Here is a 21,362-nt window from a genome sequence, read left to right on the forward strand (position 1 = left end):
CTTTGCGATGGACTGAGTCTTACGCACTTTTCTGTCTATATGCAAATATATAGGTGGGTTGTCCGCATCCAAATGTCCGCAGGCAACCCACCTATTGCGCACAAAACGAAGCAATCATATTTACACGGCAATAGCCGAAGAAGCAATTTCGCCTAAAAACGCAGCGGAAACACAAAGCACACAGCTAGCGGCGGCATAAGCTATCGCTAGTAAGATATCGCCAGCCTCAAACACAGCAAGCGTCTCTGCGCTAAAAGTAGAAAAGTTGTAAAGCCATCAGCTGTTTCGCGGTTCAGGCAAACGCCTTGGGAGAGCCTCATTCCCGAAGCTTATTATAACGAAGGTGGTAACAGTGAGCAGCAATTCCTATCAATGCAACAGCCGAAACCCCAAGCGTAATGGCAGTAGATATTGCCATCATCTTTTTGGCAGAACCCACTTTGAAGGTTTCCATAGTTTCAAAATCAGTAGACTCAGCCGCGCAAATTAAATCTGCCTCGCTAGAATGTTCGCTTGCAGCACCGGGACTGTCGGACAGTAAATGCTGAGCATAAGGGAAACATACCAACTTTGCAGGATTAGACGAAAGCATACTTGAGTACCACGAAATGCTTTTCAGCGCGAAACTTTCCAGCGGAACGTCTAAGGCACTTGCCATTTCCTCTGGATAAAATGTCAGCGAAAAAATATCAGCTTGGTCATACGACAATGTTTTGCCGTAAGCGATAGACAAGTTGCCCTCTATCCACATGCGTTTATCAAGGCTGCGCATTTCCGAACCATCAAGAGCAGCGGAAAATGCAGCATACGACTGCCCATCACGTGCCGTCATATCAACCAGCATGCGTCCATCACTGGTTGTAGTAACAACAGAATGGCTGACGGAAGGTCCACGCAAACCAAAAGCTCGGTCATAGCTAATGGTGTCGCTAAGGTAATCAATAATTACCCAACTCATAAGACCAGTTGCCTCGTCTTCAGCCATCACATACAGCTCGGCACGACTTCCCCAAAATGCGCTTGTATGTACGCGGAAGAAGCTCATAATTGCGTAATAAGCGGGCTCATCTCCCGCAAATACGCTACATTGCGCCAATTTAAACCCAGACGGAAGAAGCTGCGTGGCATACGTTTTATCCGTAATTTCATAAACAAGAAAGAAAGCGTATGGCTCTACTATAAATCCCATATGCGGGGTTTTCTTGGTGGTACGTGCCATAATTTTGCGCTGAATACCCTTCGGGACAACATCAAAAAACTGCTGCAAAAAATGTATGGAACCAACAGTCATCGGATCGACAAGTCGCTCGGTGCCTTTTGCGAATTTGTCATGGTTTGCGTTATATGCCATGGAAGTACCTTTCGTAGTGCCTACACACATTTTAGAAACGCAGGCAAACGAAAGATTTAGGTGCGCAGCGTTGATGCGCAAGCGTGACTATAACGTTACCGTAATGATGATATCTTCAGCCGTTAATTACGTGCGCCTTGCGAAGGCTGGAATTGCTTCATCCGGCGATAAAAAGTTGCTCGACTTACTTTTGCCATCTCCAAAGCTTCTTCCATTTTTATTTCGCCATTTTTGTACCGATCAATCGCGTCGATAAGTTTTATTTGATCTACCGCCTTTAAGGGGCGACCCAACTTTTGCAGGTTCATTGCAGTCTCAATACCCTCTCGGCGCCTATCATCAATGTATCTCTTTTCTTTCAAATAAATTGGAGTTAGCAATGCATAAAATTCGCCACGATTAGAATCGTCTATACGAAAGCCATCGCCATCTATAATGCGCCCAGCACAAATCGCTTCCAATATAATCCGTAGTGTTTCTGAAGATCTCAAACCAACATTACTTAAATCAGACACACTAAAAACCTCATCGTCTGTTTCTGATGCCATACGAACATATAAATTGTCACCCGAATAGCGCGTATTAGTGCGTATTAACCACTCGAGACGATTTAGATATTCCATCCCTTCAGCGTCTAGTAGTTCTCGAATATCCTCACGATTTTCCGCAGGCGTTCTTTCGCTAATAAACACAGGCGTAACATTTTTGCGAATGTATTCTTCTCTGTGTAAGTCCAAATTAATCCCGGGAATTCCTTGAAAAGAAGGGGGTTCAAGTAAATCTATAACGCTATAGTTAGGCTTGATTGAGTATTCAAATGTTTCGTCTTCGTATTCAGTGTAACCAATCCGAGCAATGCAGTATTCAAATAGCACCTTAGGGTCCCGCAAGCAAATTACCCCTTGGGTTGTAATGCTTTTCATAAAGCCTCACCCCTAAAGGCGATGTACGCATCATGCAAAATAATCTTATAGCGCAAATCTATCATCTTGATATAAAAATCTCGCCGAATTTCACTAATGCCCGCAATATTGCCGACAAGCGCGTCAATAATATACATGCGCCAAAAGGTACTTATAGTTTCCGAAACATTTGTTAATTTACTATTGTCATGTAGCATACGCATAATATCTGTGTATTCATATTGATATCTTGCGTTCGCTGCCTGAATAATATCTACCACTATCTGGAAAAATGGCAAATTCCATATCCAATTCCTTGTCTCATAAATACTGGCATATATTTATGAGATTATATATCAAACAATGTTTGTCTCATAATTAATAACTAGTATTTTTGAGAATTTAAGCAGGCAAAAGCAAGGGTATAATTCTTATCGAAAATATACCCAAAGGCAGCCAAAACATTATCAAGCTGCTCGATATAATCGCTCATATAAGTTGGAATGTGCCTCTGCGCCATGAATTGCCGTATGTCCGTACGCGCCGTAATGCAATTTATTTTGAACAATTTTGAAGAACTTGATTGACTCAGTTGCATAGGGATTGTAGTCAACAGCAGTCGCGTACAGATTGAACACCTGACGATACAGCATCTTTTCGGAGGAACGAATGTTGCGAATGTGATCGAAAAGTTCTTCGGCATCCTACATGTTAATAAAGCGCTAAGCGCACCAATCACAAGCTTTCTTATGCAGTCTAGTCAGACCAACTCAATTCGGCACGCAGCGCGTGCCGAATTGAAAATCTTCGATAAAACCGACGCATGTTACGCAAGACTAGTGCACCCCACGCACATACCATCGGCGCTTCACTAAGCGAAAGATTCACTCTCTAGCCAACTGTGCACAGCGCGCACAAGCACAATTAGCATCCAAAGCTTTGCATCTCCCCTATCGGTTGACTCGTCTTCGAGCACAATCAACATGCCCTCCAACACTTCTAACGCTTCCAAATTGTTCCTAATCATAATTGCCCCCTATGTTGAAGCTTTTAGCTTTGACGCTTTTTTTGAGCTTTGAAAACACGGGCAATGTATTGCGAAACCACACGTTAACTTAAAATGGCTAGAATCTTAGATACAAACGCTTGTCACTATTATTACCCAAATTGCTTAGGAGGAAGCGTGTACGAATTAAAAACCGAAGCATTCTTCGACTCGGCGCACTTCTTAGCCGACTATTACGGCAAATGTGAAAATCTACACGGGCATCGCTGGCGTATCGAAGTAACTATTAGCTCTCAAACACTAGGCGACGAAGGTACCGAACGCGATATGGTGTGCGATTTCTCGCAGTTCAAGCGCATAGTTCGCAGTTTGGCTGACGAATTCGACCATACATTTTTAATTGAAGAGGGCACGCTGAAGAAAAAAACCATCCGCGCACTTGAATCCGAAGGCTTCAGCTTAAAGATGCTGCCGTTTCGCACTACCGCAGAAAATTTGGCACGTTTCTTTTTCGACTGCCTTATAGACATAGGATTGCCAGTTACGCGCGTGGAAGTTGACGAAACGCCGAATAATTGCGCCATATTTTACAAATGACACATACATGAAACGAACTGTTGCGAAAATATAAACGACTAACTTATGCATGTAACTAAAAGGAGAACCTTCGATGGCAAAAATAAACGAAAATTTTGCGAAATTACCCGGTAGCTACCTCTTCGCCGAAATTGCACGGCGCACCGAAACATATCAGCAAGCCCACCCAGATGCGAAACTAATAAAGCTAGGTATAGGTGATGTAACCCAGCCGCTTATTCCCGCTGTTGTAGAAGCAATGCACGAAGCAGTAGACGAACAAACATCTTCCGACACGTTCAAGGGTTACGGTCCTTACGAAGGCTATGATTTTCTGCGTGAAGCAATTGCGGAAAACGATTTTCGGGCTCGCGGTGTAGACATATCGCCCGACGAAATTTTTGTAAGCGACGGCGCAAAAAGCGACTGCGGCAATATAGGTGACATATTCTCGCGCGACAATAAAGTTGCCGTTTGCGACCCAGTTTACCCTGTATACGTTGACAGCAATGCCATAGAAGGACGAGCTGGCGAATACGACCCCAGCGCAGAGGCGTGGACAAACCTTGTATACATGCCCACCACAGCTGAAAACGATTTTTGCCCCGCGCTGCCCGACACAGATGTAGACCTAATTTATCTTTGCTCGCCCAATAACCCAACAGGAACCGCTCTTAACACCGAACAACTACAACGCTGGGTAGACTACGCAAACAACCACGACGCCATAATCATGTTCGACGCAGCCTATGAGCGCTTCATCACCGAAGACAATCTACCGCACAGCATTTACGAAATCCCCGGCGCAAAAACATGCGCCATCGAATTCCGCAGCTTCAGCAAAACCGCCGGCTTCACCGGTATGCGCTGCGGTTACACAGTTATCCCGCGCGAACTAGAGCGCCAAGGTCAAAGCCTAAATTCGCTTTGGATGCGCCGACAATCTACAAAGTTCAACGGCGCGTCATACATAATCCAAAAAGGTGCCGCCGCCATTTATACGCCCGAAGGCGCACGCCAAATACGCGAGGTAATAGATTTCTACCTGAATAATGCGCGCATAATTAAAGAGGGGTTGGAAAGCGCAGGACTTCACGTATATGGTGCCGTAAACAGCCCGTATATATGGTGCAAAACGCCAAACGGAATGGGCAGCTGGGATTTCTTCAATAAGCTTCTTGAAGAAGCGAATGTCATAACAACTCCTGGCGCCGGGTTCGGACCAGCCGGTGAAGGCTACATACGCCTAACCGCATTCGGCGGTGCCGATGCCACCCGTGAAGCAGTAGAGCGCATAAAGAATATTCTTTAATAGATGACACTAGCGCAAGCCAGCAAAATACTAACAGCCATTGGATACATAGCCTATCCTTTGCTGTTAGTTTTGCTTGCTATTTTCGACCGCCAAATGCTGTTGCGATGCATTGTTGTACCAGCTATAGGGTTTGTGGGCGTAAGCATATTTCGCAACATAGTAAACGCGCCGCGCCCCTACGAAGTAAATGACACAGCCCCGCTTATACCGAAGAACACTCGCGGTCATTCATTCCCCAGCCGACACACATTTAGTATGTTCACTATTGCCTGCACATGGATGCTCTATCAACCAATTGTGGGAACTGCATTGCTTGTTCTAGCGTGCGCAATGGCAGTAATTCGCGTAGTAGGTGGCGTACACTTTCCACGCGATGTTATAGTTGGAGCAATTTCCGCTATTGTTGTTTGCGCCGCGGGATATCTGCTTATCCCTTGGTAGCACTATAGAAAGACCAAATATGTCTGATAAAAAGAAAAAGAAGCATGCGAAGAAAAACAAAGGCACGAAGCCAAAGAAGTTAAAAAACATGCATTGCACAGGCTGCAAAAAGCATTGTCCGCTAACTAAGCCAAAATGCAAGAAGGGCGAAAATCAGGCGGAAGCGGCGCTAGAAATTTTGCGCAAAAAGTGAAAAGCAACAGCCATTATTACTAAACCTATCGCATCGAAGCCGACAAAGCGCGCAATGCTTTGGCTTAACACTTGAAGGCTGGCATCTAGCGTGGAAGCGATAAACAATTCGCCACAAAGCCCTATAGCCTGCTGAACCAAAATTACAACGCCAAGCGCCTTGAACCGAAGTGGTCTCCAAATAAAAGCCGGATATGTGGCATTCCACATAAGAAACGCCACGCCTAATCCTTGAATGGCAGCCGCAGCGCCACCACCCTGCAGCTGATATGCACCTATATAAGCCGAAGGCCAACAAATGAATTGCACAGCGCACATCACATTCCACGCAAAAACAATAAAAAACGCTATGCGCACCACCCAAACAGCAACTTTAGTGTTCAAACGCCACTCCCAGTTCAAATTCGCGCTAGTATTTTAACTAGTAACTTAGCTAGCCTTTTATAAGCATGTCTTCCATTACTTGGCTGGCAACAGCATTGCCCGCCAACGCACGCAGCAGTTCTACGCCGAATTCCAGCGCATAAGCAGGACCACTAGCCGTAATAAGATTGCCATCTTTACATACGTCCTGACCGCAATATACGCCTTCGGGAAAATCGGTTTCACATCCGGGATAACACGTTGCTTTGCGTCCATGCAGCAAACCGAGCGAACTCAAAATTGTTGGTCCGGCACATATGGCAGCCACCATACGACCGCCATCATCCATAAACTTTGGCAGCGCTGCAGTCAATTTGTCGCACTTGGTCAAATTCTCCACGCCGCCCATACCGCCCGGCAGGCATATCGCATCGAATTCCATCAGGTCGGTGTCTGCCACAACCACATCAGCCACAACCGTAATTCCCTGCGCTGCAATAACGTGCTTCGTTGGCATTACAGAGACTAATGTAACGTCCACACCACCGCGCCGCAGCACATCAGTTGGACACATAGCTTCTATTGGCTCGAACCCATCTCCTAGCATTATTGCCAGTTTCATCTATATCGTCTCCATTCATGTGTTCGCTTACCTAAACATTATTAGTACAGTAGCTATAATAGCTTGACTGCGAATCTTGAAAGGAATCGAAATGACAAAGGACAAGAAGATGCCAGAAAACCCTGTTGTTGCTGTGGCGGGAGCCACCGGTGCTGTAGGCGCTGAATTCCTCAAGGTTCTGCATGATGTAAATTTCCCGGCATCTGAAGTGCGCGCCTTGGCAAGTGCGCGCTCCGCCGGTAAAGAGCTGGAATTTGAGGGCTGCGGCAATGTTTCTGCCGGCAAACTTGTTGTGCAGGAAATGACGCCCGAATCTTTCAAAGGCGTAGACATAGCGCTGTTTAGCGCGGGCGCTAGCGTGTCGAAGGCAATGCGTGAAGCTGTCGTGAATGCCGGTGCCATTATGATAGACAACTCCAGCGCTTTTCGCATGGACCCAGATGTGCCGCTAGTGGTGCCCGAGGTTAATCCACAAGACATTCAGTGGCATTCGGGTGTTATAGCTAATCCGAATTGTTCAACAATTCAAATGGTAGTGGCGCTAAAGCCCCTTTACAATTTATCGCGCATTAAGCGCGTAGTAGTTTCTACCTACCAAGCGGCAAGCGGTGCAGGTGCACCCGCTATGGCAGAGTTGTACGATCAGACTCGCGAATTTTTAGACGGAACACCGGAAGACGAACTTACCATTAACGCTTTCCAGCATCGCATAGCATTTAACTGCATTCCCCATATAGACGTGCCGATGGAAGACGGCTCGACTAAAGAGGAATGGAAAATGGTGGTAGAAACGAAAAAGATTATGGGCGATGCCGATTTAGCCGTTTGCGCCACATGCGTGCGTGTGCCCGTGCTGCGCTGCCACGGTGAAGCCATAAATGTAGAATTTGAAGACGACGTTACAGTAGAACAGGCACGCACAGCGCTCAGTTCCGCGCATGGCGTACAAGTTATGGATAATTTGGAAAACTGCGAATACCCAATGCCCGGCATTTTGGCAGGTACCGACGGTGTTTTTGTTGGTCGCCTGCGCCGCGACAACAGCGTAGAGCATGGTCTTGCTTTCTGGAATGTAGCAGACCAAATTCGCAAAGGAGCAGCGCTGAACGCAGTACAAATTGCACAGCTGCTAGTTTCTTAGTACAAGTTGTCCGCTAGGTACATGGGTGAGGGTGTGCTCACAAAGCGAGTTCCGCAGCGAACAGAAATGTCCTGTGGACATTTCTGCCGAGCGAGGACTGTAGAGCGACTGAGCCTTCCTCACCCATATACCCAGCAGGTGTCCGGATGATATAAAAACATATCTATAGTTATGAAGTTGTTCCACCCTAGTAGTTACAGTCTCTAAAATTTAGATAGGCAGTATTTTGGCTCAGAAGAAAATACGTTTAGACGAACTGCTAATTAAACGAGGCATTTGCGCTGATGCTGAAGAAGCGCTGCGCCGCGTATTGGCGCGCGAAGTTCGTGTAGAAGACGTATACGCATCAAGTGCCGCTATGATGGTGCCACCAAATGTAAATCTATTCGTAAAGCACGAAAAGCAATTTGTATCGCGCGGAGGTCATAAACTACAAGGTGCGCTAAACGCATTCGGGCAAAACGTTAGCAACATGCGCTGCATAGATATAGGATCTTCTACAGGTGGGTTTACAGATTGCCTTCTACAGGCTGGCGCAAAAAGCGTTACGTGTGTAGATGTAAATTACGGACAGCTTGCGTGGAGCATCCGCACAGACCCACGCGTTGAAGTATTTGAGCGCACAAATATAAAATTGGCAAATCCGCAAGAGCTAGGCGCACCATTTGACCTAATAGTGATAGATGTAAGTTTTATTGGGCTTGCTAGTTTAGCGCCCATATTTCCCAAGCTAGCCCAACGCGGCAGCGTTTTTATTGGGCTAGTGAAGCCGCAATTTGAATCGCGCCACGAAGAAACCGACCGAGGTGTTGTGCGCAACGAAACAATTCGTGTTCGCACAGTGGCAGAAGTAAAAGAAGCCCTCGAAAAAGAGGGCTTCCGCGTAACCAACACGCAAAAATCTTCCATAACCGGACCTAAAGGCAACGTGGAATACCTAGTGCATGCCGTTTTTGAAGGCTAGAATTACAAACCCATTTCGGCTTTCATCTTCGCCAACGCATCATCTACCGCAGCCGTGCTGCCAGCCTCTTCGTATTTGCGGGCTAGTTCATCAGCGCTATCTTTCGGCTGAGCGTTCAATTCTGCCATCGCGTTGCTCTTATCCAGCATTGCGTCAGCCTTGCTCTCCATGCGATTAAACGCATTCATAGCACCTTCAGCCTTAGCACCCGACGCAGAAATGTCGTTTACTTTATCCTGCGTCTTCGCAACAGCCACTTTCGCCTTTATTGCCTCTTGCCTACCCTTTAGAAGCTCTATGTCGGACACAAGCTTGTCATGCATTTGACGCATTTTATCAGCATTGGCTTTTGCCGCCTCATACGCCGAAGTTAAGCCTTCATTCTTTGCCTCTAGCTGCTGTTTCTTTGCTAAGAACTGACGCGCGTCATCTTCATTTCCCGCCTGCAGCGCTTTGCGTGCAAGACCATCGTATTTAGCCATCTCGCCAGCATTTTCATCCACCAAGCGCTTGCATCTAGTTTCTTCAGCCATAACGCCAGCTGTGGCTTCCTTAACTTCAGCCAAGCTTTCAGTAAGTTCGCGCATATACTGATCTACCATTTTCGCCGGATCTTCGGCTTTATCCAGAAGATCGTTGATATTCGCCTTTATGATCGAAGCGAATCTATCCAGTATTCCTGCCATTTTCAACTCCTATTCCGGCTTATCAGCCTTATTGTCCGCCACAGCGGTATTAACACCATCGTTATGCGCCCCTGATGCCGCAGCGCCATCCTCGTACTTTTTCTCAAGCTCTTCTAAATCTTTGTCGCCAAATTGATCAAGCGGCGTGTTCAGTATGCGCTCCATTCGATCGGCTTCGCGCTTTTTCGCATCGCGCCCGCGCTTTATAAGCAGCGCCACTATAACAACCACAATAACAACGCCGGCAACAATCGCTATCGGAATAACCGGATTTATAGTTTTGCTCATTATATGATCGGCGGTCTGAGAAAACGTGTTGCTAAATATTTGCTCTTCGCTTAGCGACATATCGTCGTAGTTAATTTCTAAATAAGCGGCTAATATTTGCACCGCTTCATCGTCTATAACCGATCGAGCCGCTTGACCACCATAGTAGCCGCAGTTGTAGCCACCAGAGTTGTTGTCGCAAAACACTAGCAAGAAATGCGCATCGTCGGTAAACAACTCGCCGTAAAGCTGCTGCGCCATATCGGTTAACTGCTGACTAGATGTGGTATAGCCATTCGGAAGAATATACACATAGGGCCACACACCGGTTTCATCATAGAAATGGCGAAGACCCTCTTCCAGTTTCGCAGGAGTATGTATCCAGTCGCCATCTTCGTCGGTGTAGTATTCGCTAACCTCGGCAGCTCCTGCAGGTAAAGGAGTGCGATCTACCGTAGAAGCCGGCACAGACGATGTGCCCGAGAACACCGCAATAATAATTGCAAGCACAACTACTGCAAGCACAATCCAAAGACAGCCCAAGTTGTTTGACTGTTTGGAATTAGGATCGCGCATTCCGCCATCCGACGGACCGCCAGACCCCGGACCACCCGGACCGCCAGACCCCGCGCCGCCGCCGCCACCGCCTTGCGGCTGCTGAACCACAACGGTTTGACCGCGCGATGAACCTAAAAGGTTTCCCCACAGAAAACCGCCAAGCCAACTTCCGCCGCCGTGATAGCCGCCGCCATAAGACGGACCGCCACCCGCGCTTCTGCCGCCGCCTCTGTTACCGCCACCAAAACTTCCGCCAAAACCGCCGCCTCCGCTAGAGAATCCGCCACCGAATCCTCCGCCGCCGAAGCTGCCACCACCTGATCTGCCCATATTTAAGCACCTTTCGCGTGTGTCTATATTATTATGAGCGAAATTTCGGATATTTGTCTAATAAGATGCATTATCCAGATACGTTACATGCAATAGCGCCTATTATCCAGATACGTTACATGCAACAGCGCCTAGCATGTTTTCTCTTTTTAAGCGCAAACGTAGGGCTTGCGGGCATTATAATAGTGCGTTGGTTTGATTAACTGCGAGAAAGATTTGGAAGAGCGTTGACTCTTATAGTTGCAAAATTCGGCGGCACATCGGTTGCATCGCCCGAGCGCATTAAAAACGTTGCAAAACGCCTAGCGCGCATGAAAGAGCGCGGCGACAAGGTTGTAGCCGTAGTATCTGCCATGGGCAAAACAACTGACGAGCTTATGGGGCTAGCGAATGCCGTAAACACAAACCCGCCGGCACGCGAGCTGGATCGCCTGCTATCAACCGGCGAACAGGTTTCTATGACACTGTTGGCGCTATCGCTTGAAAGCATGGGGCTGCGTGCCATGAGCTTCACAGGTCGCCAAGCAGGCATAGAAACGAATGGCACGCACAACAAAGCCAGAATAGTGAAAGTACACAACGAACGCATACTTAACGCACTAGAGGCTGACATAATACCGGTTGTAGCGGGCTTTCAGGGAATTGATGCGAATGGCGATATAACAACGCTAGGTCGCGGTGGTTCTGACACCACAGCTGTTGCTGTTGCTTGGGGTATCGGTGCCGATGTTTGCGAAATATATTCCGACGTAGATGGCGTATACACAACCGACCCGCGCATTGCACCGCGCGCACGCAAACTTAACGAAATCTCTTACGACGATATGCTGGAGTTATCCAGCGCAGGCAGCGGCGTGCTTCAAAGCCGCGCCGTGGAATTCGCCAAAAAATGGGGCGTAGTAATACATTCGCGCTCGGCTTTTTCCGATGCGCCCGGCACCTATATCAAGGAGGATCCAAAAATGGAGGAAGCCGTTATAACCGGCATTGCACACGACACTTCCGAGATAAAGGTGACTATACGCCACGTGCCCGACGCTGTGGGCGTTGCGGCAAAAGTATTCAGCGCACTGGCTGCTAACATGGTGAACATGGATATGATTATCCAAAACACATCCCGCGATGGGGCAACCGACATTTCATTTACATGCCCCGCATCCGATCTTGCACGCGCCCGTGAAACGCTTGACGTAATTATTCCGGAAATTGGTGCCGATTCGGTAGACGTGGAAGAAGACATTGCCAAGATAAGTCTGGTGGGAACAGGCATGAAATCTTCACCGGGCGTATCGGCGCTAGCTTTCCGCACGCTGGGCGAAAACAACATAAATATAATGGCAATATCTACATCGCCGATTAGGCTTTCTATGGTTATAGATTCTGCCGAAACTCAGCGCGCGGTGCAGTTATTGCATACCGCATTCGACCTAGATTCCGACAGCATATTTGAAGAAACGCAGCTATCCGCCGAAGAAATTGCTGCCAAAATGGCAAAAGGTCGCTAGCGGCAACAACAGCAACAGGCAGCCATTATTACCACTCTAGGGTTTCAGCGCTATCTGGATTGTCGTTTACAGTTACAGCAGCCACATGACCTTCATGTACGCGAATTACCCTATCGGCTATGCGCTCGAACGCCTGATTGTGGGTAATAACCATAACAGTTTTGCCGGTGTTGTGGCATGTGTCCTGCAGAAGTTTTAGGATAGCCTTACCAGTTTCATAATCAAGCGCACCTGTGGGCTCGTCGCAAAGCAGCAACTTAGGGTTCTTCGCTAATGCACGCGCAATGGCTACGCGCTGCTGCTCACCACCAGAAAGCTGCCCGGGGAAGTTGTCTATCCTGTGCCCAAGACCAACAGAGCGCAGCGCATCGCCCGCATCCAGTGGGTCTTTGCATATCTGATTAGCCAACTCTACATTCTCTAGCGCGGTCAGATTAGCCACCAGATTGTAGAATTGAAAAACAAAACCTATATCGTAGCGGCGATAAAACGTAACTTCTTTGGGTGTGTAGTCGCTAACACGCACGCCGTCCAACTCTATGCTGCCCGACGTTACGGTGTCCATACCGCCTATCATATTCAAAAGCGTAGTTTTTCCACTGCCCGAAGGTCCAACCACCACCACAAATTCACCGGCGTTAACGTCGAAAGTCATGCTGCGCACAGCGGGTACTTCCACCTCGCCCATCTTGTATGTTTTGCAAAGGTCGCGCACTTCCAAAAATGCCATTTCTACTCCCTACTGTTGCGCCCTAATGAATAACTGCCACAAGTCTTGTTCCGTAAAGCCCGGCGAGGCGAACCACGAGTCTTGCTCCGTGAAGCGGAGTGAAGGCTGCGAAGCCCGAGGATGCGAACCACAAATCTTGCTCCGTGAAGCGGAGCGAAGGCTGCGAAGCTTCTGAACACAGCTTCACGGGGCAAGATTTCCAAAACTCCCTATTCATTCGACTTCAAACTTTCAACCATATCTATATTGGCAAGTTTGCGCATCATGACCAGCATAACCAAAACAGTGAACAACATTGTTAGCAAGAACGCGAAAACGAAACTTAGAATATGGATATCACGACCAAACATAACTTGATTAACCTCAGCCGTAACAACCACAAAATTCTCTAGGAAAATTCCCAGCACAAGCCCTACAAGTGCGCCTAAAACAGACAGAATAATAGTCTCGCGGAATATGTATATCTGCACTTCGCGAGCCGTAAATCCTAAAACTTTCAGCGTGGCTATTTCGCGCACACGCTCGGTAATGTTTATGTTAGTAAGATTGTAAAGCACAATGAAGGCAAGCATTGCCGCTGCCAAAATAAGCACAACCACAACCATATTCACAGAGCTTAGTGCCGATTTGTAGCTATCTATTGTTTCGTCGTTATAAGCCACCGTGCGCACGCTGTCTATTTGCTGCATTTCAGCATCCAACTTGCCGCGCACATCGGCGTCTTCGGGAATATTTGCATACACAGTGCTGAATTGCGGGTTGGCGCCAAAAGCCTTTTCGTAAGCTGAAGCAGACATAAAAACGCTGTGTCCCACATAGTTTTCAACTATGCCCGTTACTGGCACAGCAAATACCTGATCTGTAGCGTTACCCATATCGTCTTTCACAGCCAGTACAACATTGTCGCCCACACTTATTTCGTTTTCGGCAGCCAACTTTTCAGTAACTACTGCACCTTCATCTTGCAAGTGCACATCTTCCCCAGAAAGGCGGTTCTTCAGCGCCCATATCTTGGAAAATTCCTGTTCGTTTTCGGGCACAATAACTTCAGTGGTTAGGTCTTCCTTATTCGGGTTTGCCTGCACAGCGCCCGATCCACCACCCACAGTAACCATCAGTTCCACGTGTGCATCAACTTGCGTATCGGCACCTACGCTAGCTATAGCGTCGTTTACAGCCTGCTTATCGGCATCGGAGGCATCTTCCTCTTCTGTAACAACCACTGTATATTTCACTATTTGCCCATAATGCTTATCTATTATGTCGTTGATGGAATCTTGCAAACCGAAGCCGGTTAGCAGCAGCGCGGTACAGCCCGCAATGCCGACTATGGTCATTATCAAACGCTTCTTATAACGGAAAATGTTGCGGCATGTAACCTTCCATAAAAACGACAGCTTATTCCACACGGGGCGCACGCGCTCTAACAAAATGCGCTTACCCGCTTTCGGCGCAGGCGGCAGCATAAGAGCCGCCGGAGATTCCCTAAGTGTGGAAATGGCGGCAGCGGCCGTAGCGATAAGCGTAATGCCCACGCCCATGCCTGCCGACAAAAGCGCAACCTGCCAATCCATCTGCAAGCCAGCAGTAGGCACAATATAAACTATTGAATATGCCGACATAATAATAGCCGGCAGCGTAAATGCCAGCGCCGCAATGCCCACAACAGAACCCGCAATGCTTGCGGAAGCCGCATATATTAGGTATTTCGATGTTATGCGCGACCGCGAATAACCCAACGCTTTATATGTGCCTATAAGCATGCGCTCTTCATCGACCATACGCGTCATGGTGGTAAGTGACACAAGGGCAGCCACTAGGAAAAATATTAGCGGGAATACGGCGGCAATGTGCCCTATACGCGTGGAATCTTGAGCGAAACTTTCAACACCGTAATTCTTCGTGCGGTCCATAACAAGCCAATCGGGCTTCTCAATAGCATCTATGTCAGCTTGAGCATCCGCTAGTTCGGCTTCAGCATCAGCAAATTCCGCATTTGCCTTTTCGCGATTTTCCTCGTATTCCGCCAAACCCGACTCGTAATCTGCTTTTCCCTGTTTTAGCTGCGCGCGCCCGCTAGACAAATCGGATGCAGCTTTATCTAGCTTTTTTTGCGCGGCATCAAGCTGCGCATTTGCTTGCGCACGCTGTTCTTCCAGCTGCTGTCGTCCAGCAGCTAGCTGCGTTTCGCCCTGCGCCACTTGATCTAAACCCGCATTGACCTTTGCAAGCCCTGCCTGCACTTCGGCTAGCTGCTGCTGGAGCGCCGGGTTGGTTGGATCAAGCACAAGAGCCTGCTGAAGTTGCACCTGCGCCTCTTCTAGCTGTTGTTGCTGTGCGGTAAGTGTGGTCTTTGTTGATTCCAGCTGTGCCGCCTGATTATCAATTTCGATTTGCGCATCAGCCAATTGCTTCTTAGCCGCGCTGCGCTGCTCTTCCAGCTGCACCTTCCCGCTGTCGTATTCGCGCTGACCTTGATTTATCTTGCGCTCGCTTTCCTGAATTTGGGAAAGCGCATCGTCAAGTTTGCGCTGCGCGTCAGCCAACTGGTTTTCCGCATCAGCCCGCTCGGCATTGTATTCGCTTCGCGCATCGTCAAGTTCGCGCTGCGCGTCGGCTTTCAATTCGTCAACCCTAGCCTGTTCGCGCGCATCGGCTATGGACTCTATGCGGCTTAGCACGAAAGCCACCGTATCGTTATAACCTTCGCTGCCAGACTCAAGCTGTTTCGCACCCGAAACGGATATAAATGCCTCGGTTATGGGATAGTCGGCAGAAAAATCGCTAGCAGGAATATACATAAACTGTTGAATAACGCCCGAACCGAGCGAAGTTGAACCCATAGAGGTAGACGATGTGTAATACGACGAACTTACCGTACCCACAATTGTGAATTGCGTCCGGTTCAGTGTGTCGGATAATTCGGTGGTGCCTTCAATAAGCGTTATGGTGTCACCCAACCCCACAGGACCATTCATTATGCGGTCGGCTGAAATAACGCATTCGCCCGATGCGCTAGGCATACGACCATCTACCAGAACCAAATCGTTAATGCGCTGTTCGTTGGCACTAGAATCATCCAGCGAATGAATGCGAAACGTGTAAGGCTCGCTATTCACTTCGCCTTGAGCATCAGTCTCCCAAGCTGCCTGCACATCTTCTACGCCTTCAATTTGCCGCAACGCTTCAATATCGGAATCGGAAAGACCCATAGTAGACACAACACGTATGTCAAACAGATTGGTTTCGTCGTAGAATTTATCAGCAGCAAGGCGCATGTCGGGCGCGGTCATTTGAAGACCTGCGTAGAAACCCACCCCCAGCGCAACTATTGCAAAGATCGCAATAAAGCGCCCAAGTGAATGGGTAATAGAGCGCCACACCTCTTTATTAAAAGCCGTATGCTTCATGTTTGAATGATATCGTACATTTAGCACGCTTCCGCATTATTCTTAATAAAAGTTTGCCATGCCACTAAAGTGCCGTTACTTTGCCTATTAAAAGTTGCCAAGGATGCCAGCTTTCTGCAAGATTTACATTCATTAAAAGTTGCAACTATGAAGATTTGAGATATCAATAGGTGTTGTACACAGTTGGTTTTGACATGAAATCTGTATGTCACTTGATATCGCATTTTTGATACACAGATATAAGGTTTGCAATCTAGTCTTGATTAGAAGATTTATAAATCTTCTAGAGAAAGAAAAGACAAACATGGATGAGCAAGCTACTGTTTCTATTACTAATCAATTTATGTTTAATCGCGTAATGATTCAAAAAGAAATATGTAAAGACTTTCTAGAGTGTGTATTAGGTAAACAAATAGATGATCTAATCTATAAAAACGCTGAACAAGCAATAGAACCTAGACTAGACTTTAAGAGTGTTAGGTTAGATTTGTTTGCTAAAACAAAACATGAAGTTTTTGACATAGAACTACAAATTCAACAAAGAGCAGATATCGCTAGGAGATATAGATACTATCAAGCATCTATTGATACTGCATCGCTTGATAAAGGGGCAGACTACGATAAGCTAGACACAAGCTATATTATCTTTGTTTGCAATCACGATCCTTTCAAAGCAGGACTTCCAATTTATGAAATAGAACCAATATGTAGACAAGACACATCTTTAGATATAGACAGCGGTATACACTGGATTGCTCTTAACTGTAAAGATTATAAGAAGACAAAAGATAAGCACCTGCTTTCTTTTATGGAGTATGTCTCCACTGGTAAAATAGATAAACAAGACAAACTAGTTACATCTATTGCTTGCGCAGTAGATAGAGCCAATGAAGATAGAGAGTGGGTGAATAAGGTGTTTTCTGTAAGTACAATAGGGGAAGATTGGGAGCGAGAAGTACGTATAGCCCGCAGAGCTGCTCTAAAAGAGGGAGAAGAACGGGGGTTAGAGCGAGGACGAACTGAAGGCTTACAACAAGGACGCACGGAAGCCGCACGCTACGACTCTCTTATCGAACACCTATTTGCCGCTGGACGTGAAGCTGACGTTCTTAAAGCCTCTAAAGACCCAGCTTATCGTGATCAGCTTTTTACCGAGTTTGGCATTTAATACAAAGCTAAATACATTAAGTATAAATTCATAGATCCAAAAAAGAAAATAATGCCCTTTATTGGCAGTTGTACCAACAAAGGGCATTTTAGTTAGGCATATACAAGTTCGGTCAATTGTCATAACTGGCAAACTATTGCAGCTCATTAACCGTTGTAGCTTTCCATCAGGGCTCGGAATGCAGGCATACTGCGCTCTATGGTGCTGCGCGCAATGCAATACGACAGACGCACCCAACCTTTAACGCCAAAACTGTCAGACGGAACTAGCAAAAGCTCATAGTCTTTCGCGCGTTCAGAAAATGCTATCGCATCGGGCTCTAAAGCGCGAACCCATAAATAGAATGCGCCTTCTGGCTGCACATATTCGTAACCCAATTCGCTAAGTCCTTGCGTTAGCAGTTCTCTGTTGGAGGCATACGTAGCCACATCGCTTGGCGTGCCCAAGCATTTCGCTATAACGCGCTGCAACATAACGGGCGCACAAATGTAACCTAACGCCCTGCCCGCACCAGCCACAGCTGTGCTTATTGCTTGCGCATCGCCCATGCGGTCGCTAACGTAAATGTACCCTATGCGCTCGCCCGGCAGCGAAAGCGATTTGCTAAACGAATAACACACTATAGTGTCTGCATACAGATTCGGAACATATGGTATATCGGCACCGTAAGTTATTTCCCTATAGGGCTCATCAGCCACAATGAATATACGCCGACCTAGCTCTTGTTCTTTAGCAGCTAACATCTTGGCAAGCGCTTGCAAGTTTTCGCGCGTATATACAGCGCCGACCGGATTATTCGGGCTATTAATTATTATGGCACTTGTACGCTCATTTATCGCCGCCTCTATTGCCGCTATATCGGGCTGGAAGCTGGGCACACTTGCGGGAATTTCCACGAGAGTACAATCTGCGGTGTGCGTCCACGTGCGATACTCCGGAAAATATGGCGCAATAGCTATAACCTCATCGCCCGGCTCGCAAATAGCCGAAAGCGTTATAGCAATGGCTGACGATGCCCCAGATGTAACATAGACATTGCCAGCAGTAGCCGAAATGCCAAATTCACTTGTTATGTAGTCAGCAATAGCTTTTCGCACCGCTGGATCGCCGGGGCTGGGCGTATATTCATGCGCCACTACCGGGTCTTGTTGTAGTTGCTCAACAAATGCCTGATGCACGCATTCCGGCGCCGGCACACTGGGGTTGCCTATGCTGTAATCAAACACATTCTCAGCACCAATTTCAGCTTTGCGCTTAAGCCCGTATGCAAACAATTCGCGAATTTTATTAGGTTCAGCACCTAAGTCGAACATTTTTTGATTAATCATAAATACAAATCCTCCGTTTGTGCCATATCCCCAAATAACGCCAGCAGCAACCTGTCGCTGTGTCGCTGGCGGAATACTCAAATCTAATTGTACTCTCGCTTATAGCACGCAGAAACCACGCAAACGTGAAGAGTATAATTCCATGGCATAAACTGCAAAACAAGGAGTTAACATGGCTATTAAAGTAATGCTCGTAAATGGTGGTCCGCACAAAAACGGTACTACAAATCGCGCACTAGATGAAATAGAAAAAGCGCTTACGGAAGACGGCATTGAAGTAGGGCGCTTTTGGGTGGGCGCAAAACCCATAGCTGGATGCATTGGCTGCCAATACTGCGCAACGCACGAAGGCGAATGCACTTTCCACGATGTAGTAAATGAATTTAATCATATTGCAGCCGACTACGACGGGTTCATATTCGGAACACCGGTGCACTATGCCGCAGCATCGGGCGCAACAACCTCGTTTATGGACAGGTCGTTTTATTCGCAGGCGCTAGGCGGTGTAAACATTTATCCGTTCAAACCTGCAGCTTCAGTTGTTGTGGCGCGCCGCGGTGGTTGCTCGTCTACATTCGATCAGCTTAACAAGTACTACACCATCGTGCAGATGCCGATTATATCGTCATCCTATTGGAATATGGTTTACGGCAACAGTGCTGAAGATGCCGAACAAGATGCCGAAGGCTTGCGCACAATGCGCGTGCTTGGGCACAACATGGCATATCACCTGAAGTGCCAAAAAGCCGGAGAAGCCGCAGGCATTCTGCCACCCGCGCCTGAGCCTGCTGCACGCACAAACTTTATCCGCTAGTTATAAGGAAAACGTAGTTAAAGCTACAAGATTCTGGCGATGCGGAAGAGCGTAGTGAAGGCTGCGCAGCTTCTGAACGTAGCTCTTCCGTATCGTCAGAATCTAAGTGGAGACTGCGCAGCTTCTGAACGCAGTCTCCCCGGTTTCGCGCGTTGGATATCGTTTACATATAAATGTTACTTCGCGCCCGTCAATTCCCTATTTCGTCTAAGTGCTTGTGACTGTTCTCGTGCGACAAAATCATAGCCACCAGCGCCACAACAGCAACCACCACCATATACCATGCCGGTGCCAAATTAGACCCGGTTGCCGATATAAGCGCTGTGCCTATCATAGCCGCGGTACCGCCAAATATAGCATTCGCCAAATTGAAGCTTAATGCAAAACCGGTGTAGCGCACATCGGTAGGAAATGTTTCGGTAAGATAGCTGGAAAGCGTTCCGTCGTTAATGGTTAGCACAAAGCACATAACCAGCTCTACCCCAAGAACTATTATGAATTGTGCCGTATTCAGCAACATAAACGCAGGAACCGTAAGCACGATAAAAAGCACACAGGCGCTAATAAGCATTTTCTTGCGCCCGAAGCGATCGGATATTTTGCCCGATATGAATATGAATGCAATGTATGCCACAAGCGATATGGTGGTAGCCAGCTGCGATTCGTCGGCAGGCATGCCCACAGCCGTTTCCAAATATGTAGGCAGATATGTTAGAACTGCATAAAAACCAACTGCATTCAGCATACAAGCGCCAAACGAGACAATAAGTTCGCGCAAATGGTTTTTACACAGATCGCGAATAGGATGCTGCCCTTCGCTATGAGTAGTCGCCAAATTTTCCTGCATTGACTGATATGTGGGCGAATCTTCAAGCCTAGTGCGAATGTAGTGCGCAATAAGCCCAAGCGGACCAGCCAATAAAAACGGAATGCGCCATCCCCACATATTTACGGCTTCTTCAGGCATAAATATAGTCATTATGGTTGCCAGAGTAGAACCCACAAGCAAGCCAACAGCAGTAGATGCCGGAACTAGCGAACAGTACAAGCCGCGTTTATCTTGCGGAGCGTATTCAGCCAAAAACGTTGCCGCACCAGCATATTCTCCTGCAGCTGAAAAGCCCTGCACCATGCGCAGAAGCAACAACAGCAGCGGCGCACCTAAACCTATCATTGCATAGGTTGGCAAACAGCCGATAAGAAATGTTGCGCCAGACATAAGGAATATACTTACGGAAAGCGCCCATTTGCGACCTTTTTTATCGCCCAAGCTGCCCCAAAATAGTGCACCAACAGGGCGCATAATGAACGACACCGCAAACACCGCAAATGTACTAATAAGCGCTGCAGTCGGGTCTTCCGAAGCGAAAAACACCGCGGCTATTACAGTTGCAAAATAGGAATACGACGCATAGTCAAACCACTCAATAAAATTACCCAAAAACGATGAAACCGCAACGCGCCTTATAGTTGCGCCATTATCTAAATTGGGATCCAATGCAGCAGTATCTGCAGTAGCATCTGCCATGATCTCCCCTTCTCTTCTTCGGGCTAAAGGCTTGCCCGGAGGAAATGATACGCCAAAACCACTTCTTCTACGCGCATCTTTACATGCTTGAAACCTATAACGCGTGCGAACGGGGCATATCTACTAGCGCTTCACTTTATACACCATATAAATTGCGGGCACCCA

The 21,362-nt window shown here is 47.4% G+C and carries 20 protein-coding genes; 8 read left to right on the forward strand and 12 right to left on the reverse strand.

Annotated elements, in window-relative coordinates; translation table 11 throughout:
• Window positions 1–316: 316 nt before the first annotated feature.
• From G7Y46_RS08220 to G7Y46_RS08240, 4 genes are all read right to left on the reverse strand, one after another.
• Window positions 317–1,351, reverse strand: a complete 1,035-nt coding sequence (locus G7Y46_RS08220; RefSeq protein WP_165253333.1) for a hypothetical protein — start codon at window positions 1,349–1,351, stop codon at window positions 317–319.
• A gap of 122 nt (window positions 1,352–1,473) precedes the next feature.
• Entirely contained in the window at window positions 1,474–2,274 is an 801-nt protein-coding gene (locus tag G7Y46_RS08225; RefSeq protein WP_165253331.1) for a recombinase family protein, read from the reverse strand.
• On the reverse strand, window positions 2,271–2,552 hold the full coding sequence (locus G7Y46_RS08230; RefSeq protein ID WP_165253329.1) for a hypothetical protein: 282 nt from the start codon (window positions 2,550–2,552) through the stop codon (window positions 2,271–2,273). Before G7Y46_RS08230 ends, G7Y46_RS08225 begins: the two co-directional genes overlap by 4 nt.
• 572 nt (window positions 2,553–3,124) lie before the next feature.
• Window positions 3,125–3,280 carry a hypothetical protein gene (locus tag G7Y46_RS08240; RefSeq protein WP_165253326.1) on the reverse strand — a complete coding sequence of 52 codons (156 nt, stop codon included), beginning with the start codon at window positions 3,278–3,280 and terminating at the stop codon, window positions 3,125–3,127.
• 156 nt (window positions 3,281–3,436) lie between these two features.
• Between G7Y46_RS08240 and queD the strand changes: the two genes are divergently transcribed.
• The 3 genes from queD to G7Y46_RS08255 all read left to right on the forward strand — a co-directional run bounded on the left by queD (window position 3,437) and on the right by G7Y46_RS08255 (window position 5,591).
• Window positions 3,437–3,856 carry a 6-carboxytetrahydropterin synthase QueD gene (gene queD, locus G7Y46_RS08245; protein WP_165253324.1) on the forward strand — a complete coding sequence of 140 codons (420 nt, stop codon included), beginning with the start codon at window positions 3,437–3,439 and terminating at the stop codon, window positions 3,854–3,856.
• A 73-nt stretch (window positions 3,857–3,929) separates the two neighbouring features.
• Window positions 3,930–5,147: an LL-diaminopimelate aminotransferase gene (locus tag G7Y46_RS08250; RefSeq protein WP_165253322.1), complete on the forward strand. Its 1,218-nt coding sequence runs from the start codon at window positions 3,930–3,932 to the stop codon at window positions 5,145–5,147.
• 3 nt (window positions 5,148–5,150) lie between these two features.
• Window positions 5,151–5,591, forward strand: coding sequence for a phosphatase PAP2 family protein (locus G7Y46_RS08255; RefSeq protein WP_165253320.1), 441 nt, complete (start codon window positions 5,151–5,153; stop codon window positions 5,589–5,591).
• Between the two features lie 153 nt (window positions 5,592–5,744).
• Here G7Y46_RS08255 and G7Y46_RS08260 read toward each other — a convergent pair whose 3' ends face one another.
• A complete protein-coding gene (locus G7Y46_RS08260) occupies window positions 5,745–6,167 on the reverse strand; it encodes a hypothetical protein (protein WP_241157075.1) in 423 nt (140 codons plus the stop codon).
• A 49-nt stretch (window positions 6,168–6,216) separates the two neighbouring features.
• The gene (locus G7Y46_RS08265) at window positions 6,217–6,768 is read right to left on the reverse strand and encodes a DJ-1 family glyoxalase III (RefSeq protein ID WP_165253316.1); all 552 of its coding nucleotides are present in this window, start codon (window positions 6,766–6,768) and stop codon (window positions 6,217–6,219) included.
• 91 nt (window positions 6,769–6,859) lie between these two features.
• Here G7Y46_RS08265 and G7Y46_RS08270 point away from each other — a divergent pair, with 91 nt between their 5' ends.
• Complete coding sequence (locus G7Y46_RS08270) at window positions 6,860–7,909, forward strand: aspartate-semialdehyde dehydrogenase (protein WP_165253314.1); 1,050 nt, start codon at window positions 6,860–6,862, stop codon at window positions 7,907–7,909.
• A 226-nt stretch (window positions 7,910–8,135) separates the two neighbouring features.
• The gene (locus G7Y46_RS08275; protein WP_165253304.1) at window positions 8,136–8,873 is read left to right on the forward strand and encodes a TlyA family RNA methyltransferase; all 738 of its coding nucleotides are present in this window, start codon (window positions 8,136–8,138) and stop codon (window positions 8,871–8,873) included.
• Between the two features lie 2 nt (window positions 8,874–8,875).
• Here G7Y46_RS08275 and G7Y46_RS08280 read toward each other — a convergent pair whose 3' ends face one another.
• Together G7Y46_RS08280 and G7Y46_RS08285 are read right to left on the reverse strand one after the other, a co-directional pair.
• A complete protein-coding gene (locus tag G7Y46_RS08280; protein WP_165062403.1) occupies window positions 8,876–9,559 on the reverse strand; it encodes a PspA/IM30 family protein in 684 nt (227 codons plus the stop codon).
• A 9-nt stretch (window positions 9,560–9,568) separates the two neighbouring features.
• Window positions 9,569–10,714, reverse strand: coding sequence for a hypothetical protein (locus tag G7Y46_RS08285; RefSeq protein ID WP_165253302.1), 1,146 nt, complete (start codon window positions 10,712–10,714; stop codon window positions 9,569–9,571).
• Window positions 10,715–10,941: 227 nt separating this feature from the next.
• Here G7Y46_RS08285 and G7Y46_RS08290 point away from each other — a divergent pair, with 227 nt between their 5' ends.
• The gene (locus G7Y46_RS08290; protein WP_165253300.1) at window positions 10,942–12,219 is read left to right on the forward strand and encodes an aspartate kinase; all 1,278 of its coding nucleotides are present in this window, start codon (window positions 10,942–10,944) and stop codon (window positions 12,217–12,219) included.
• A 28-nt stretch (window positions 12,220–12,247) separates the two neighbouring features.
• Here the strand turns inward: G7Y46_RS08290 and G7Y46_RS08295 are convergent, their stop codons facing one another.
• Together G7Y46_RS08295 and G7Y46_RS08300 are read right to left on the reverse strand one after the other, a co-directional pair.
• Window positions 12,248–12,949: an ABC transporter ATP-binding protein gene (locus G7Y46_RS08295; RefSeq protein WP_165062400.1), complete on the reverse strand. Its 702-nt coding sequence runs from the start codon at window positions 12,947–12,949 to the stop codon at window positions 12,248–12,250.
• A gap of 209 nt (window positions 12,950–13,158) precedes the next feature.
• Window positions 13,159–16,359, reverse strand: coding sequence for an FtsX-like permease family protein (locus G7Y46_RS08300; protein ID WP_165253298.1), 3,201 nt, complete (start codon window positions 16,357–16,359; stop codon window positions 13,159–13,161).
• A gap of 304 nt (window positions 16,360–16,663) precedes the next feature.
• On the opposite strand from G7Y46_RS08300, the gene G7Y46_RS08305 reads away from it, so the two are divergent.
• Window positions 16,664–17,527 (forward strand): Rpn family recombination-promoting nuclease/putative transposase, encoded by an 864-nt coding sequence (locus G7Y46_RS08305; RefSeq protein ID WP_165253296.1) that lies wholly within the window; start codon window positions 16,664–16,666, stop codon window positions 17,525–17,527.
• A 146-nt stretch (window positions 17,528–17,673) separates the two neighbouring features.
• Here the strand turns inward: G7Y46_RS08305 and G7Y46_RS08310 are convergent, their stop codons facing one another.
• The gene (locus G7Y46_RS08310) at window positions 17,674–18,855 is read right to left on the reverse strand and encodes a pyridoxal phosphate-dependent aminotransferase (protein WP_165253294.1); all 1,182 of its coding nucleotides are present in this window, start codon (window positions 18,853–18,855) and stop codon (window positions 17,674–17,676) included.
• Between the two features lie 172 nt (window positions 18,856–19,027).
• Between G7Y46_RS08310 and G7Y46_RS08315 the strand changes: the two genes are divergently transcribed.
• The gene (locus G7Y46_RS08315) at window positions 19,028–19,669 is read left to right on the forward strand and encodes a flavodoxin family protein (protein ID WP_241156031.1); all 642 of its coding nucleotides are present in this window, start codon (window positions 19,028–19,030) and stop codon (window positions 19,667–19,669) included.
• 190 nt (window positions 19,670–19,859) lie between these two features.
• Here the strand turns inward: G7Y46_RS08315 and G7Y46_RS08320 are convergent, their stop codons facing one another.
• The gene (locus G7Y46_RS08320) at window positions 19,860–21,197 is read right to left on the reverse strand and encodes an MFS transporter (RefSeq protein WP_165062497.1); all 1,338 of its coding nucleotides are present in this window, start codon (window positions 21,195–21,197) and stop codon (window positions 19,860–19,862) included.
• Window positions 21,198–21,362 lie beyond the last annotated feature (165 nt).

The sequence above is a fragment of the Adlercreutzia sp. ZJ304 genome, assembly GCF_011039075.1.
In the GTDB taxonomy this organism is placed as follows: Bacteria; Actinomycetota; Coriobacteriia; order Coriobacteriales; family Eggerthellaceae; genus Adlercreutzia_A.